Origin of the sequence: Delftia sp. JD2 (assembly GCF_001682645.1) — a bacterium.
GTDB classification, from domain to species: domain Bacteria; phylum Pseudomonadota; class Gammaproteobacteria; order Burkholderiales; family Burkholderiaceae_C; genus Comamonas; species Comamonas acidovorans.
This window is the reverse complement of the sequence record NZ_LFJT01000011.1, coordinates 94,589-110,118: the sequence shown is the minus strand read 5'-3', so window position 1 is coordinate 110,118 and position 15,530 is coordinate 94,589. Positions and strand designations below refer to the sequence as shown.

12 protein-coding genes are annotated in these 15,530 nt (G+C 69.2%); 7 read left to right on the top strand and 5 right to left on the bottom strand.

Annotated elements, in window-relative coordinates:
* Positions 1-9: 9 nt before the first annotated feature.
* The 4 genes from ACM14_RS08665 to ACM14_RS08650 all read left to right on the top strand — a co-directional run bounded on the left by ACM14_RS08665 (position 10) and on the right by ACM14_RS08650 (position 5,551).
* Positions 10-2,898 (top strand): ligase-associated DNA damage response DEXH box helicase, encoded by a 2,889-nt coding sequence (locus ACM14_RS08665; RefSeq protein ID WP_065345945.1) that lies wholly within the window; start codon positions 10-12, stop codon positions 2,896-2,898.
* A 34-nt stretch (positions 2,899-2,932) separates the two neighbouring features.
* Positions 2,933-3,634, top strand: a complete 702-nt coding sequence (pdeM, locus tag ACM14_RS08660; protein WP_084027336.1) for a ligase-associated DNA damage response endonuclease PdeM — start codon at positions 2,933-2,935, stop codon at positions 3,632-3,634.
* A gap of 109 nt (positions 3,635-3,743) precedes the next feature.
* Entirely contained in the window at positions 3,744-4,361 is a 618-nt protein-coding gene (locus ACM14_RS08655) for a hypothetical protein (RefSeq protein WP_013802965.1), read from the top strand.
* A gap of 146 nt (positions 4,362-4,507) precedes the next feature.
* Positions 4,508-5,551 carry a transporter gene (locus tag ACM14_RS08650; protein WP_012204892.1) on the top strand — a complete coding sequence of 348 codons (1,044 nt, stop codon included), beginning with the start codon at positions 4,508-4,510 and terminating at the stop codon, positions 5,549-5,551.
* Positions 5,552-5,843: 292 nt separating this feature from the next.
* Here ACM14_RS08650 and ACM14_RS08645 read toward each other — a convergent pair whose 3' ends face one another.
* The 4 genes from ACM14_RS08645 to ACM14_RS08630 all read right to left on the bottom strand — a co-directional run bounded on the left by ACM14_RS08645 (position 5,844) and on the right by ACM14_RS08630 (position 10,375).
* A complete protein-coding gene (locus ACM14_RS08645; protein ID WP_065345929.1) occupies positions 5,844-7,358 on the bottom strand; it encodes a tripartite tricarboxylate transporter permease in 1,515 nt (504 codons plus the stop codon).
* Between the two features lie 27 nt (positions 7,359-7,385).
* Positions 7,386-7,979: a tripartite tricarboxylate transporter TctB family protein gene (locus ACM14_RS08640; RefSeq protein ID WP_084027335.1), complete on the bottom strand. Its 594-nt coding sequence runs from the start codon at positions 7,977-7,979 to the stop codon at positions 7,386-7,388.
* Between the two features lie 11 nt (positions 7,980-7,990).
* Positions 7,991-9,028, bottom strand: coding sequence for a tripartite tricarboxylate transporter substrate binding protein (locus tag ACM14_RS08635; protein ID WP_034392278.1), 1,038 nt, complete (start codon positions 9,026-9,028; stop codon positions 7,991-7,993).
* 105 nt (positions 9,029-9,133) lie between these two features.
* Entirely contained in the window at positions 9,134-10,375 is a 1,242-nt protein-coding gene (locus ACM14_RS08630) for an alanine--glyoxylate aminotransferase family protein (protein WP_065345928.1), read from the bottom strand.
* 158 nt (positions 10,376-10,533) lie between these two features.
* On the opposite strand from ACM14_RS08630, the gene ACM14_RS08625 reads away from it, so the two are divergent.
* The 3 genes from ACM14_RS08625 to ACM14_RS08615 are packed head-to-tail and all read left to right on the top strand — an operon-like array spanning position 10,534 to position 14,784.
* The gene (locus ACM14_RS08625; RefSeq protein ID WP_012204897.1) at positions 10,534-11,223 is read left to right on the top strand and encodes a GntR family transcriptional regulator; all 690 of its coding nucleotides are present in this window, start codon (positions 10,534-10,536) and stop codon (positions 11,221-11,223) included.
* A gap of 8 nt (positions 11,224-11,231) precedes the next feature.
* Positions 11,232-14,318, top strand: a complete 3,087-nt coding sequence (locus ACM14_RS08620) for an FAD-binding and (Fe-S)-binding domain-containing protein (protein ID WP_065345927.1) — start codon at positions 11,232-11,234, stop codon at positions 14,316-14,318.
* Between the two features lie 46 nt (positions 14,319-14,364).
* The gene (locus ACM14_RS08615; RefSeq protein ID WP_065345926.1) at positions 14,365-14,784 is read left to right on the top strand and encodes a heme-binding protein; all 420 of its coding nucleotides are present in this window, start codon (positions 14,365-14,367) and stop codon (positions 14,782-14,784) included.
* A gap of 12 nt (positions 14,785-14,796) precedes the next feature.
* Here the strand turns inward: ACM14_RS08615 and ACM14_RS08610 are convergent, their stop codons facing one another.
* Positions 14,797-15,483, bottom strand: a complete 687-nt coding sequence (locus ACM14_RS08610; protein WP_013802958.1) for a GntR family transcriptional regulator — start codon at positions 15,481-15,483, stop codon at positions 14,797-14,799.
* Between the last annotated feature and the right edge of the window lie 47 nt (positions 15,484-15,530).

Below are 15,530 nucleotides of genomic sequence, written 5' to 3'. Positions count from 1 at the left end.
CACCGCGCCATGGCCACCCGTTCCGCCCACCCCCTCGCCACCGCCTGGCTTGCCGCACGGGGCTGGAAGCCCTTTGCCTTCCAGCGCGCCGTGTGGAAGGCGCTGGCCCAGGGCCACAGCGGCCTGCTGCATGCCACCACGGGCGCAGGCAAGACCTATGCGGTCTGGCTGGGCGCGCTGCAGGCCTTTGCGCAGGCCTCCAAGGCGCCTGCCCAGGCCCCTGCCCAAGCCCCATCCAGCAGGAGAAAGTCCGCCGCCGCGCCCCTGACCGTGCTGTGGATCACGCCCATGCGCGCCCTGGCGGCCGACACGCTCAAGGCGCTGCAGACGCCCTTGGAGGCGCTGGCCCAGGGCCATCCCGCGCTGGCGCGCTGGACCGTGGGCGCACGCACGGGCGATACGGGAAGCGCCGAGCGCAGCGCGCAGTCGCGCCAGCTGCCCACCGTGCTGGTCACCACGCCCGAGAGCCTGTCCCTGCTGCTGGCGCGGGCCGATGCGCGCGAGCTCCTGGGCTCCGTGCGCCTGGTGGTGGCCGATGAATGGCACGAGCTGCTGGGCAACAAGCGCGGCGTGCAACTGCAGCTGGCCCTGGCGCGGCTGCGCGGCTGGAGCCCGCAACTGAGCGTCTGGGGCATGTCGGCCACGCTGGGCAATCTGGACGAAGCCATGCAGACCCTGCTGGGCCTGGACGACCATGGCCAGCCGCGGCCCGGCGTGCTGGTCCAGGGCCAGGTGGACAAGCGCCTGGTGGTGGACACCTTGCTGCCCGACCGGCCCGAGCGCTTTTCCTGGGCCGGCCACCTGGGCCTGGCCATGCTGCCGGCCGTGGTGCGCGAGCTGGAGGCCACGGCAGGCTCCACCCTGGTCTTTGTGAATGTGCGCTCGCAGGCGGAGCTCTGGTACAAGGCGCTGCTGGAGGCCCGGCCCGACTGGGCCGGCCTGCTGGCCATACACCATGGCTCTCTGGACCGGGGTGTGCGCGAATGGGTGGAGGCCGGGCTCAAGGCCGGCACGCTCAAGGCCGTGGTCTGCACCAGCAGCCTGGACCTGGGCGTGGACTTCCTGCCCGTGGAGCGCGTGCTGCAGATCGGCTCGGCCAAGGGCATTGCGCGGCTGCTGCAGCGCGCGGGCCGCTCGGGCCATGCGCCGGGCCGGCCCTCGCGCATCACCCTGGTGCCCACGCACAGCCTGGAACTGGTGGAGGCCGCCGCCGCCCGCGCCGCCGTGCGCGCGCAGCAGGTGGAAATGCGCGCCAGCCCCCGCCAGCCCGTGGACGTGCTGGTGCAGCACCTGGCCACCGTGGCCCTGGGCGGCGGCTTCGTGCCCGATGAGCTGTATGCCGAAGTGCGCCGCACCGTCGCCTACGCCGGGCTGGCGCCTGCGGTCTGGCAGTGGTGCCTGGACTTCGTGCACCGGGGCGGCCCCTCGCTGGCCGCCTATCCCGACTACCAGCGCGTGCGGCCCGACGCGGAGGGCATCTGGCGCATGCCCGACGCGCGGCTGGCGCGCAGGCACCGCGCCAACATCGGCACCATCGTCAGCGATGCCAGCATGAGCGTGCAGATCCTGCACGGCGCGCGGCTGGGCAGCATGGAAGAGAGCTTTCTGTCGCGCCTGTCGCCCGGCGATGCCTTTGTCTTCGCGGGCCAGGTGCTGGAGCTGGTGCGCATCGAGGACATGACCGCCTACGTGCGCCGCGCCGCCAGAACGCGGCCCACCGTGCCGCGCTGGGCGGGCGCGCGCATGCCGCTGTCCACCGTGCTGGCCGACTTCGTGGTGCAGCAATTGGCGCTGGCGGCAGCGGGCGACTACCACTCGCCCGAGCTGCGCTGCGTGCGCCCCTTGCTGGAGGTGCAGCAGCGCTGGTCGGCCCTGCCCACGCCCGGCACGCTGCTGGCCGAAACCCTGCGCACGCGCGAAGGCTGGCATCTGTTCCTCTACCCCTTTGCGGGCCGCCATGCACATACGGGGCTGGCCAGCCTGCTGGCCTGGCGCGCCGCGCAGGGCGAGACGGGCACCTTCTCCATCGCCGTCAACGACTACGGGCTGGAGCTGCTGAGCGCCACCGAGCGTGACTGGGCCGCCATGCTGCCCGAACTGCTGCGCGCCGAGCCGGTGCAGGCCGTGGCGGCGCCCGGACGTGTCTCTGCCACGGAGGCGGGCGCCACGCGCAATACCGCCAATGCCGACCGCCACTGGGACCAGGCCGCCGACGACGCCCACCTGGCGGGCGATGACGCCCGCCATGCCCTGCTGCACGAAGTGCTGGCCAGCCTCAACGCCACCGAGATGGCGCGGCGGCGCTTCCGCGAGATCGCCCGCGTCTCGGGCCTGATCTTCCAGAGCCACCCGGGCGAGCGCCGCAGCGCGCGCCAGCTGCAGGCCTCGGCCCAGCTGTTCTTCGAGGTCTTTCGCAAGTACGACGACATGAACCTGCTGCTGCGCCAGGCCGATGAGGAAGTGCTGAGCCAGGAACTGGACGTGGCCCAGCTGCTGGCCGCGCTGCGCCGCATGCAGGCGCAGACGCTGGTGGTGAGCGCGCTGCGCCGGCCCAGCCCGTTTGCCTTTCCGCTGATGGTGGAGCGCTTTCGCGAAAAGCTCACCAACGAGCACCTGGCCGACCGCATCGCGCGCATGCTGGCCCAACTGCACGAGGCGGCAGACGCCGGCGGTGCAGCCAGCGAGCCGCGCACGCAGGACCTGGTCCCGCCCGATCCGCCGCTGCGTCCACGGAAAAAACCCAAGGCAGACCAGCCCCCCGCCGTGGACGAGGATACGGCCGCCGTGCGCCGTACGCTGGATTTCTCGCTGCAGGCCACCGACGGCCCCGAGGCCGATGCCGCCAGCCGCCGCCCGCGCCGCGTGCGCAAGCCCTCGCGGCCCTTGCCGCTGCTGTAGAACCATTGCACCGCTGATGAAAGGCCACGCACCGTTGCCAAGTCCTTTTTCCCCCGACGCCCTGGCCGGCAGCCTGGGCATCCTCCTGGCGGGCGAGCCCGTCCACCTGCTGGCCCAGCACGCTCTGTGGTGGCCTGCCCAGGGCACGCTGTTCATTGCCGACCTGCACCTGGGCAAGGCCGCCACCTTCCGCGCGCGCGGCATTCCCGTGCCGGCCGGCACCACCCAGGGCAACCTGGACAGGCTGTCGGCGCTGCTGCAGGGCCTGCCGGTGCGCCGGCTGGTCGTTCTGGGCGACTTCCTGCATGCCGCGCAGGCCCGCACGCCGTCCGTGCTGGCCGCCCTGGCCGACTGGCGACTCCGCCACGCGGCGCTGGAGGTGGTCCTGGTGCGTGGCAACCACGACAGCCATGCGGGCGACCCCCCGTCCGCGCTGGGCATCGGCGTGGTGGACGAACCCTGGCGCCTGGGGCCATTCGCGGGCTGCCATTACCCCCAGGAGGCTCCTGCCTGCCATGTGCTGGCCGGCCATGTCCACCCCGCCGTCGTGCTGCGCGGCCCGGGGCGAGATGCGCTGCGCCTGCCGTGCTTTGCCGTCCATGCCGGCTTCACCCTGCTGCCGGCCTTCGGTCTGTTCACGGGCATGGCCAGCCTGCCGGCCGGTCCTGGCCTCCAGTGCTTTGCCGTGGGCGGCGGGCGGGTCTGGGCCGTTCCCGGTGGAGGGAGCGGGATGTAATCAGGCGTAATTTTCTGAAGGATCGTTGTTCCCTACAGTGCGCTTGCGCACGCACGGCGGGGCAGCAGAAAGCGCCGCAGCGCTTTTTTGATCCATCAGGGAGAGATGCATGGGCGTTCAACTCAACTTCGTCAATCAATCGAACGACGCAAACAACTCGCAGATCGTCATCTTCCAGAAAAACGTGGCCAGCGATTTCGAGGAGCTGGCCGTGGCCTGGCGGGTCATCAAGTACTGCGGCCAGGGCGACAACCACCCGTTCACCTTCCCGCTGGGCCTGCAGGTCGGTGCCAGCGACAGCTATGGCAACCACACGCCCCAGCTGGAGGCGCAGTTCGGCCAGCAGTTCCAGCTGTCCCTGAGCAGCAGCGGCGATCGCCTGGCGCCCGCAGGCTATGGCGCAAGCTCCAACGAAGTGCAGGTGCTCAACTCGCTGCCCCGGGGCGCCATCAATGCCAGTTGCTACAAGGACGGCCGGCTGCTGGCCGTCAAGACCGCGATTGCCCCCCAGCAAAAGGCCGTGTTCGAATTCAAGCCCACCATCTGGATCGGCGTGGTCTCGCAGATCGAGCAGGGCCAGGTCATGAACTCGGCCATCCTGGGTGACATCAACACCGAGATCTCCCTGCTGGGCATCTCGCGCGCCGACATCGTGATGCGAGGCGGCGGTGCGGGCGCCGGGTCCACGCCGTTCTCGTTCACGCTGGAGAACGTCGTGATGTGCTGAGGCCTGCCCCGCACCCCCGACTGGGGGGGGCAGACCCCCGGATGACGACTCCGTGACAGTTGTCACACCTCTGTCATGGAGGCGGCCAAGAATCCCGCACTTGTCCGGCCCGCGCAGGCCACTCCCCGCAGGTGCCCCACCCATCCATGACTGACGCAGCCTCCCCCCTGGCCCAGGCCAATGAAGACGCAGGCCTGATCTGCGGCTGGCGGTTTTTCTGCGACACGCAGCGGCGTGTGGAGGCCATGACGGCACAGTCGGCCGCGCAGTGGCTGGGTGCAGAGCGTCCGCTCACCGAGCCGGGCCGGCGCGACTTCCTGTGGCTGCACTTCAACCTGGCCAATACCCAGTCCCTGCGCTGGCTGCAGCGCCACGCCGCGCTGCCCGAAGTCTTCTACACCACGCTGCGCGAGGGCCTGGCCTCCACGCGCATCGAGCGCTCCGATGACTCCCTGGTCGCCGTGCTCAACGATGTGAATTTCGAGTTCAACTTCGAGTCGGCCGACATCGCCACGCTGTGGATCTGCCTGGACGAGCGCCTGGTCGTCACCGCGCGCACCCAGCCGCTGCGCTCGGTCGATGCGCTGCGTGCCGGGGTGCGCCAGGGCGACAGCCCCGCCAGCACGGCCGAGCTGCTGGAACACCTGATGCGCACCCAGGCCGACGTGCTGGTCAAGGTGGTGCGCGAGACCACGGCGCGCGTGGACGACATCGAAGACGCCATCATCGCGCAGCGCTACCACCATCCGCGCGCCCACCTGGGCCGGCTGCGCCGGCTGCTGGTGCGCCTGCAGCGCCTGCTGGCGCCCGAGCCGGCCGCGCTGTTCCGCCTGCTGCAGCAGCCCCCCGCCTGGATGGGCGAGGACGACCGCCGCGGCCTGGCCGCCGCCAGCGAGGAGTTCTCGCTCATGCTGCGCGACATGCAGACCCTGCAGGACCGCATAAAGCTGCTGCAGGAAGAAGTGGCCGCCGCCGTGAACGAGGACAACAGCAACAGCCTCTTCGTGCTGACCGTGGTCACCGTGCTGGCCCTGCCCATCAACATCCTGGCCGGCCTGTTCGGCATGAACGTGGGCGGCATACCCCTGGCAGAGCACGAGCACGGCTTCTGGATCGTGGTGTCCATCGTGATCGCCTTCACCGTCATCGCCGCCTGGCTGGCGTTTCGCAAGAAGCGGTACAGGGATTAGGGAGCGAGGGCCATCTGCCTGTGCGAAATGCGGTAGTTGCTGACCTATTGGGGTAATGAAAGTGCCGCGAACCCCAAACTCCAGGCCGAAGCGAAAGCATGGGTGAGACGAACCCAGGAAACGAAGGGTTGCGGCCTGGAAGCTTTGCTGTCAACCTCGCAACTAATCTCGCAAAGGAAGCCGGAAGATCCGGTTTTTTTCCTTATGGATCATTAGGTTGCCGTGGAGATGGATGTCGCAAGTACTGCCGCATGCAGGGCATTGCGAAGTCCCTCCCCAGTAGTCCGCGCCCTCAGGCCTCAACAGCTTTTGTTCCGGCCCCGAACGCCATCGCCCGCAGCCTGCCCAGCAGCGGCCACACCAGCATCAGCAGGGCCAGCGTGGTGATGGTGCCCGACAGGCCGTTGTGCCAGAAGATGCCCAGCTCGCCCTGGCTGGAGAGCATGCTCTGGCGGAAGGCGTCTTCCATGCGGTCGCCCAGCACGATGGCCAGGACCATGGGCGCCAGCGGATAGTCCAGCTTCTTGAACACGTAGCCGACCACGCCGAAGACCAGCATGAGCCAGATGTCCGTGGCGTTGCCGTGCACGGTGAAGGCGCCGATGGCGCAGACCATGAGGATCATGGGCGCGACGATGGAAAACGGCACGCGCAGGATGGCCGCGAACAGCGGCACGGTGGCCATGACGATGACCAGGCCGGCGATGTTGCCCAGGTACATGCTGGCGATCAGGCCCCAGACGAAGTCCTTTTGCTCGGTGAACAGCAGCGGGCCGGGCTGCAGCCCCCAGATCATCAGCCCGCCCAGCAGCACGGCCGCCGTGGCCGAGCCTGGAATGCCCAGGGCCAGCATGGGCAGCAGGGCCGAGGTGCCGGCCGCGTGGGCGGCGGTCTCGGGGGCGAGCACGCCTTCGGGGTTGCCCTTGCCGAAGCTGTCAGGGTCGCGCGAGAACTTCTTGGCCAGCCCGTAGCCCATGAAGCTGGCCGCCACGGCGCCGCCCGGCGTCACGCCCATCCAGCAGCCCACCAGGGCCGAGCGCAGCATGGTCAGCCAGTAGCGCGGCAGCTGGGCCCAGGTCCTGAACACCACCTTGAGGTCGATGGAGGCCTTCTTGCCCTTGAAGGCCAGGCCTTCCTCGATGGTCATCAGGATCTCGCTGATGCCGAACAGGCCGATCACCACCACCAGGAAATCAAAGCCGCGCAGCAACTCCGTTGAGCCGAAGGTCATGCGCAGGTCGCCCGAGATGGTGTCCATGCCCACGGCCGCCAGCAGCAGGCCCACGGCCATGGCGGCCACGATCTTGGCCTTGGGCTCCTTGCCCATGCCGATGAAGGAGCAGAACGTCAGGAAGAAGACCGCAAAGAACTCCGGCGGCCCGAACTGCAGCGCGAACGAGGCCACGACCGGCGCCAGGAAGGTGATCAGCATCACGCCCGAGATGGCGCCGATGAACGAGCCCGTGAAGGCCGTGGTCAGCGCCGCCCCGGCGTGGCCCTGCTGGGCCATGGGATAGCCGTCGAAGGTGGTGGCCACCGACCAGGCCTCGCCCGGGATGTTGAACAGCACCGAGGTGATGGCGCCGCCGAACAGCGCCCCCCAGTAGATGCAAGACAGCAGGATGATGGCCGAGGTGGGCGACATGCCGAAGGTCAGCGGCAGCAGGATGGCCACGCCGTTGGGGCCGCCCAGGCCCGGCAGCACGCCGACCACGATGCCCAGCAGGATGCCCGTGAGCATCAGCCCCGTGTTCTGCCAGGTGGTGACGGCCGCGAAGCCGTGCGCGAGGTATTGGAGTTCGTCCATGGTGTTGCTCCGTGGCGGCGACAGGGGTCAATAGCCGAGCCAGGCTTCAAGCGGACCCTTGGGCAGGGGCACCTTGAACTGGATCTCGAAGACGTAGAACAGCAGCACGCTGGTGAAGCTCGACAGCGCCACGGCCTTCCACCAGGGATAGCGGCCCGCAAACACCATGAAGCCCGTGATGAACAGCACCGAGGCCGCGTAGATGCCCAGCGGCGCGATCACGGCGATGTAGGCCGTCAGCGGCAGTAGCACCTGCGCCACGCGCCTGAGCTGCAGCCAGCTGGCGAACTGCTCCTGGCTGCGGTTGCGCAGCGCCTGCACGAAGACGGCGATGGCGCAGATGCCCAGCACGGCGCCCACGCGCAGCGGGAAGTAGCCGGCCTGCGGGCCGGTGTCGCTCCAGCCTGCGCCAATGCGCTGGTTGTCCCAGACCACGAGCACGGCCAGCGCCAGCAGCACGGCGGCCACGCCGTACTCCACATGGCGGCGTGACAGGCCGGGGGCCTGGGCTTCGGTGGCGGGGATGGATTCGGTGGCCGCGCTGGCGGGCTGGGCCGGGGCTGCTGCTGCTGCTGCCGCTGCATTGGAGGAGGGCGGGGCAAGGTGGATGGCGGTGTCCATGGCGCGGCTCCTCACTTGGCGGCGGCGGCCACGCTGGCCGACAGGAAACCGGCCTTCTTCATGATGTCGAGGTGGCGCGTCTCGTCCTTGGCCAGGAAGTCCACGAAGGCCTGCCCCGTCATGTACTCGGGCTTGAGCGCGTTTTTCTCCAGGTACTCCTTCCATTCGGGCGTGGCCACCACCTTGTGCATCACGCCCGCATAGAACTGCGCCTGCTCGGGCGTGGTGCCGGGCGGCAGGAAGAAGCCGCGCAGCATGGTGTATTGCACATCCAGGCCCTGCTCCCTGCAGGTGGGGATGTCCGACAGCGCCTGGCTGCCCGTGACCTTGGCCGTGTACTCGATGCGCTGCGTGTCGAACACGCACAGCGCCCGCACCTGGCCCGCGCGCCACTGCGCCATGGACTCGCTGGGGTTGTTGACGTTGGAGTCGATGTGCTTGCCCACCAGCTGCGTGCTGGCCTCGCCGCCGCCCTTGTAGGGGATGTAGGTGAACTTCACGCCGGCGGCCTGTTCCATGTTGGCCGTGATGATCTGGTCCTCGCGCTTGGAACTGGTGCCGCCCATCTTGAACTTGCCGCCGGCCTGCCGCGCTGCGGCCAGGTAGTCGGCAGGCGTCTGGTAGCCGGTCTCGGCATTGACCCAGAGCACGAACTGGTCCTGGGCAATCATGGCCACGGGATTCAGGTCGCGCCACTGGAAGGGCAGGGCCGTGGCCATGGGCAGGGTGAAGATGGCCGTGGAGGCCACCAGCAGCTTGTGCGGGTCGCGCGCCGAGGCCTTGACATCCAGAATGCCCTCGGCGCCGGAGGCGCCGGCCTTGTTGAGGATGACCACGGGCTGCTCGATCAGCTTGTGTTTGGTGACGATGGCCTGGATCACGCGCGCCATCTGGTCCGAGGCGCCACCGGCCGAGAACGGCACGACGAGTTCGACGGACTTGGCGGGCTTCCACTGCGCCCAGGCGGCAGGGGCTGAGAGGGCGCAGAGGGCGGTGGCGGCGAGGGTGGCGACGGCAGTTGCCGCCAGGCGGTTGCGGGGCGATGTCATGTCTCTTGTCTCCTGTTATTTCCTGGTATTGGTGCAATCCACGATCAAGGGGGCGAGCCATGTGCTCCGGCTCTGCCAAGGGGTTTCGGCGCGGGGCCGATGGGTTCAGGCGGCCTTGCGCAGCGCACCGGCTGCGGCGTGGGCAGCGAAGTAGTCCATGGACGCCTGCACGCCGCTGCCGGCCAGACGGATGCCGGACAGCTTCAGGCCCATCTCCACGCCCGCCACCATGGCCAGCAGCGTGAGGTCGTTGCTGTCGCCCAGGTGGCCCATGCGGAACATGCGGCCCTTGAGCTTGCCCAGGCCCGCGCCCAGCGACAGGTCGAAGCGCGTGTGGATCAGGCGACGCAGGGCGTCGGCATCCACGCCTTCGGGCGTGATCACGCCGGTGAGCACGGGCGAGTAGACCTGCGGATCGGCGCACTGGATGGGCAGGCCCCAGGCCTGGACGGCGGCGCGCACGCCGGCCGCCCAGCGCTGGTGGCGCGCAAACACCGTATCCAGCCCTTCGGCCAGCAGCATGTCCAGCGATTCGGACAGGGCGTACAGCAGGTTGGTGTTGGGCGTGTAGGGCCAGTAGCCGGTCTGGTTCATCTCCACCATCTCGTCCCAGGCCCAGAACGACTTGGGCAGCTTCGCGCTTTTGGCGGCCTCCAGTGCACGTGGCGACAGCGCGTTGAAGCTGATGCCGGGCGGCAGCATCAGGCCCTTTTGCGAGCCGCTGATGGTCACGTCCACGCCCCATTCGTCATGGCGGTAGTCGGCACTGGCCAGGCCCGAGATGGTGTCCACCAGCAGCAGGGCCGGGTGGCCCGCCGCGTCGATGGCGCGGCGCACGGCGGCGATGTCCGAGGTCACGCCCGTGGAGGTCTCGTTGTGCACCACGCATACGGCGCGGATCCGGCGCTCCGTGTCTTTGCGCAGCCGCGCCTCGATCAGCCCGGCCTGCACGCCATGGCGCCAGCCCGGCGCCTGGGGCAGGTGCTCGTCGGAGCCGCCATAGGACAGGAACTCGGTGGACAGGCCCAGGCGCGTGGCCATCTTCTGCCACAGCGAGGCGAAGTGGCCGGTCTCGAACATCAGCACATGGTCGCCAGGGCTGAGCGTGTTGATCAGGGCCGCCTCCCAGGCGCCCGTGCCGGAGGCCGGGTAGATCACCACCGGATGCCGGGTCTTGAAGACCTGCTGGATGCCAGCCAGCACCTTCAAACCGAGCTGGCCGAACTCCGGCCCCCGGTGGTCGATGGTGGGCAGGCTCATGGCCCGCAGGATGCGGTCGGGAACCGGGCTGGGGCCGGGGATCTGGAGGAAGTGGCGGCCCGTGGGATGGTTGTCGAGCGTGAGCATGGTGCGTCCCTTTCAAGGAAATGCCAGGTCGGTCTGCGGGGGAGGATGTTTGCGAATTTTTGCATTCAAAATTCATAAATGCCTTGGTGATAACCATGAATGCCTTGAGAAATGCTTGCGTAAAAATGAATGCAAAATTCATTCGACCAGGAGAGTCCATGGCGGAGATCATCGAGATTTCGCGGCTTGCCCTGCATGACCAGGTGGCGGCTCGGCTGCGCACCTGGCTGGTGGAGGGGCGCATACCGCCCGGTGCCAAGCTCAACGAGCGCGCGCTGTGCGAGCAGTTGCGCGTTTCGCGCACGCCGCTGCGCGAGGCCATCAAGCTGCTGGCCTCCGAAGGGCTGGTGGACCTGGTGCCCAACCGCGGCGCCGTGGCCGTGCGCCTGGGCGAGGCCGATGTGCTGCAGACCTTCGAGGTGCTGGCGGGGCTGGAGGGCATGTCGGGCGAGCTGGCCGCGCAGCGCATCAGCGAGCAGCAGCTGGCCGAGGTGCGGGCCCTGCACTTCGAGATGCTGGCCAGCCATGCGCGCCAGGACCTGTCCGGCTACTACCGGCTCAATGCGCTGATCCACTCGGCCATCAACCGCGCCGCCGCCAACCCCGTGCTGGCCGAGACCTATGGCCGCATCAACGCCCGCGTGCAGTCGCTGCGCTTTCGCACCAACCAGGACGCGGCCAAGTGGAAGCGTGCCGTCCAGGAGCACGAACGCATGCTGGAGGCGCTGCAGGCGCGCGACGCCGCCGCGCTGCGCCAGGTGCTGGTGGCCCACCTGGAGCACAAGCGCGACACCGTCATCGCCCTGCTCAAGGCAGGCCAGATCTACCCACGAACCATGAACGAATGAGAGCCGCCATGCTGATGGAATCCACGCACCGCCTTGCCGCTTCCCCCGACGACACCGTGCCCGCTCCCGGCACGATGCAGCCGCCCAACGAGGTCAGCCAGATGCTGGCGCGCCGCCTGCGCTCGGACACGCGCGGCCAGGTCCTGTTTGACGCGGCCTCGCGCGGGCGCTATGCCACCGATGCCTCCATCTACCAGATCATGCCGGTAGGTGTCTTTGTGCCCACCTGCGAGCAGGACATCGCCACGGCCCTGCAGATCGCCCGCGAGCTGAAGGTGCCCGTGCTGCCGCGCGGCGGCGGCACCAGCCAGTGCGGGCAGACCACGGGCGCGGCCCTGGTGATCGACAACAGCAAGCATTTGCGCAACATCCTCTCGGTGGACCCTGATGCAGGCATTGCCGAGGTCGAGCCCGGCCTGGTGCTGGACCACCTCAACGCCCGGCTCAAGAAGCTCGGCCTGTGGTATCCGGTGGACGTATCGACCAGCGCCCAGGCCACGCTGGGCGGCATGGCGGGCAACAATTCCTGTGGCTCGCGCTCCATTGCCTACGGCAACATGGTCCACAACGTGCGCGGCGCCCGCGCCTGGATGGCCGATGGCGAGCTGCTGGACTTCGGCCCCGTCGCCCAGGCCACGGGCCGCGCGGCGCGCATTGCACAGTTCGTGCACGGGCTGGCGCAACAGCACCGGGCGGAAATCCACGCGCACTGGCCCAAGGTCATGCGCCGCGTGGCGGGCTACAACCTCGACATCTTCGACAACCAGAGCGAGCGGCCCTACACGGCCGACGGCAGCGTCAACCTGGCCCATCTGCTGATAGGCGCCGAGGGCACGCTGGCCTACACGCGCTCGCTCACCCTGCAGCTCAGCGCGCTGCCACGTGCCAAGGTGCTGGGCGTGGTGAACTTTCCCACCTTCCACGCGGCCATGGACTCGGCCCAGCACATCGTGAAGCTGGGCCCCACGGCCGTGGAGCTGGTGGACCGCACCATGATCGAGCTGGGCCTGGCCAACCCGGCCTTCAAGCCCACCATAGAGACCGCGCTCATCGGCCGCCCGGCCGCCATCTTGCTGGTGGAATTCGCCGGCGACGACCGCGCCGCGCTGCTGGCGCGGCTGCGCCAGCTGGTGGAGCTGATGGGCGAGCTGGGCCTGCCCGGCAGCGTGGTGGAAATGCCCGAGGAAGCGGCCCAGAAAAACCTCTGGGAAGTGCGCAAGGCGGGGCTGAACATCATGATGAGCCTCAAGGGCGACGGCAAGCCCGTGAGCTTCATCGAGGACTGCGCCGTGCCGCTGCAGCACCTGGCCGAGTACACCGACGCGCTCACCGAAGTGTTCGCGCGCCACGGCAGCCGGGGCACCTGGTACGCCCATGCCTCCGTGGGCACGCTGCATGTGCGGCCCATCCTGGACATGCGCACCGACGGCGTGGTGCGCATGCGCGCCATTGCCGAGGAAGCGGCCGAACTGGTGCGCAAATACAAGGGCGCCTTCAGCGGCGAGCACGGCGACGGGCTGTGCCGCGGCGAGTGGATTGCCTGGCAGTTCGGGCCCGCCATCACCGAGGCTCTGCGCGCCATCAAGCAGCACTTCGACCCGGACAGCCTCTTCAACCCCGGCAAGATCATCGATACGCCGAAGATGGACGATGGCCGGCTGTTCCGCTTCGCGCCCGCCGACACCCCCCGGCCCTACCGGCGCATTCCCATCACGCCCGTGCTCGACTGGTCGGCCTGGAACGTGCAGGCCGACCCGGTCACCGAAGTCACCACGGCGCCCGGCACCGGCGGCGACGTCACGGGCGGCTTTGCCAAGGCCGTGGAGATGTGCAACAACAACGGCCACTGCCGCAAGTTCGACGCCGGCACCATGTGCCCCAGCTACCGCGTCACGCGCGACGAGCAGCACCTGACGCGGGGCCGCGCCAACACCCTGCGCCTGGCCATCTCGGGCCAGCTGGGGCCTGACGCCTTTACCAGCGAGGCCATGCACGACACCATGGACCTGTGCGTGGGCTGCAAGGGCTGCAGGCGCGACTGCCCCACAGGCGTGGACATGGCCCGCATGAAGGTGGAATTCCTGGCCCACTACAAGGCCCGCCATGGCCACACGCTCAAGGACCGGCTGGTCGCCCATCTGCCGCGCTACGCCGCCACGGCCAGCCGCATGCCCTGGCTGCTGAACCTGCGCAACCGCCTGCCCGTGCTGCGCCAACTGGGCGAAAAATTGCTGGGCCTGTCCGCCAGGCGCTCGCTGCCGGCCTGGCGCAGCGACACCTTCTGGCGCGCGCCCGAAGCACATACCTTTCTTGACCGCGACCAGGCCCTGGCCCGCGCGGCGGCCGGCGAGCGCGTGGCCGTGCTCTTCGTGGACACCTTCAACGGCACCTTCGAAAGCGAAAACGCCCTGGCCGCCGCGCGCGTGCTGCAGGCGGCCGGATATGCGCTGCACACCGCCAGCAAGTCCGCCAAAGAGGGCGGCGGCCACCACTGCTGCGGCCGCACCTACCTGGCCACCGGCATGGTCGAGCAGGCCAAGGCCAGCGCCGGTGCGCTGATCAACGCCCTGGCGCCCCTGGCCCGCGCCGGCATCCCCATCGTCGGCCTGGAGCCCTCCTGCCTGCTGACCCTGCGCGACGAAGCCCTGGTCATGGGCCTGGGCGAGCCTGCGCAGGCCGTTGCCGCCCAGGCCCTGCTGTTCGAGGAATTCATTGCCCGTGAAGTGAAGGCCGGCCGCTTTGCGCTGCCGCTGCGCGCCGCCGAGGCGCCCATCCTCGTGCACGGCCATTGCCACCAGAAGGCCTTCGGCGCCGTCAGCCCCATCCTCGACGTGCTGCGGCTGATTCCCGGCGCCCAGCCCGAGCTCATCGAAAGCTCCTGCTGCGGCATGGCCGGCAGCTTCGGCTACGAGGCCAGCCACCACCAGGTCTCCATGGACATGGCCGAGGCGGCCCTGCTGCCGGCCATCCGCCAGCGCCCCGAGGCCATCGTCGTGGCCGACGGCACCAGCTGCCGCCATCAGATCGCCGACGGCGCGGCGCGCGAAGCCGTGCATGTGGCGCGGCTGCTGGAAAGCCTGCTGGACGCCCGCTGACTGCCCGCTGACCGCCATCCTCCCTCCCGCACAACAAGGCACCCCCATGAAGCACAAGCCCTGCCTGGATCTCCAGGACATCAAGGCCATCGCCCAGGCCGCCGAGGCGCATGCCACGGCGCGCGGCTGGGCCGTCAGCATCGCCATCGCCGATGACGGCGGCCACCTGCTGTGGCTGCAGCGCCTGGACGGCGCGGCACCGGCCTCGGCCCACATCGCGCCGGCCAAGGCCCACGCCGCAGCACTGGGCCGCAAGGAAAGCCGGCTCTATGAGGAAATGATCAATGGTGGCCGCACCGCCTACCTGAGCGTGCCCGCGCTGCAGGGCCTGCTGGAAGGCGGCGTGCCCATCACCAGGGAGGGCCACTGCCTGGGCTCCGTGGGCGTCAGCGGGGTGAAGCCGGCCGAGGATGCGGAGGTGGCGCGGGCGGGGATTGCGGCGCTGGGGGCCGCGCCGCAGCGGTAGCGGCCCTGGGCTTCAGCGCGACTTGCGCGGCTGCAGGGCCTCGGCACGCAGCATGGCCAGCACGGCATCGCGCTTGTGGTGCAGGTGGGTGACCAGCAGCTCGCGCAGGGCCGTGGCGTCGCGTGCGCCCAGGGCCTCGATCATGGCCTCGTGCTCCTTGACGGCCTGCTTCCACTTGGCCGTGTCCAGGTTGGTGCGAAAGCGCAGGGACTGCACGCGGTTGTTGATGCGCTGGAAGGTCTCCGTCAGCACGGGGTTCTTGGCGGCGCTGTTCAGCGCCGCGTGGATGGCGGCGTTGAGCCGGTAGTAGGCAGACACGTCGGCGCGCGCCACGCTGGCCATCATCTCGTAGTGCAGGGCGCGGATCTCGGCGAATTCCTGGTCGGTGATGCGCTGCGCGGCCAGTTCGCCCGACAGGCCCTCGATGCCGGCCAGCACCTCGAAGGCGTGCATGACATCGGCCTCGCTCAGCTTGACGGCAATGGCGCCGCGGTTGGGCAGCAGGTCGGCCAGGCCTTCGGCGGCCAGCAGCTTGATGGCCTCGCGCAGCGGCGTGCGCGAGACGCCCAGCTGCTCGCACAGCTCGCGCTCGTTGAGCTTGGCGCCCGGGGCGATGCGCCCTTCGATGAGCATGGACCTCAAACGGTCCGCCACCTGCTCGTGCAGCGCCGCCCGCGATATCTCGATGATCTCCGCCATCTAGCGGTCTCCTTGGCTGTTCCTGGCTGGTGGATGCCCCCGCCACA

What these genes read in the sequence shown, in the direction of transcription:
- ACM14_RS08640 (WP_084027335.1), bottom strand. Translation starts at nt 7,979, where the DNA reads ATGGACACCGCCATCCACCTTGCCCCGCCCTCCTCCAATGCAGCGGCA.
- ACM14_RS08650 (WP_012204892.1), top strand. Translation starts at nt 4,508, where the DNA reads ATGACTGACGCAGCCTCCCCCCTGGCCCAGGCCAATGAAGACGCAGGC.
- ACM14_RS08620 (WP_065345927.1), top strand. Translation starts at nt 11,232, where the DNA reads ATGCTGATGGAATCCACGCACCGCCTTGCCGCTTCCCCCGACGACACC.
- ACM14_RS08610 (WP_013802958.1), bottom strand. Translation starts at nt 15,483, where the DNA reads ATGGCGGAGATCATCGAGATATCGCGGGCGGCGCTGCACGAGCAGGTG.
- ACM14_RS08655 (WP_013802965.1), top strand. Translation starts at nt 3,744, where the DNA reads ATGGGCGTTCAACTCAACTTCGTCAATCAATCGAACGACGCAAACAAC.
- ACM14_RS08635 (WP_034392278.1), bottom strand. Translation starts at nt 9,028, where the DNA reads ATGACATCGCCCCGCAACCGCCTGGCGGCAACTGCCGTCGCCACCCTC.
- ACM14_RS08615 (WP_065345926.1), top strand. Translation starts at nt 14,365, where the DNA reads ATGAAGCACAAGCCCTGCCTGGATCTCCAGGACATCAAGGCCATCGCC.
- ACM14_RS08665 (WP_065345945.1), top strand. Translation starts at nt 10, where the DNA reads ATGGCCACCCGTTCCGCCCACCCCCTCGCCACCGCCTGGCTTGCCGCA.
- ACM14_RS08625 (WP_012204897.1), top strand. Translation starts at nt 10,534, where the DNA reads ATGGCGGAGATCATCGAGATTTCGCGGCTTGCCCTGCATGACCAGGTG.
- ACM14_RS08630 (WP_065345928.1), bottom strand. Translation starts at nt 10,375, where the DNA reads ATGCTCACGCTCGACAACCATCCCACGGGCCGCCACTTCCTCCAGATC.
- ACM14_RS08645 (WP_065345929.1), bottom strand. Translation starts at nt 7,358, where the DNA reads ATGGACGAACTCCAATACCTCGCGCACGGCTTCGCGGCCGTCACCACC.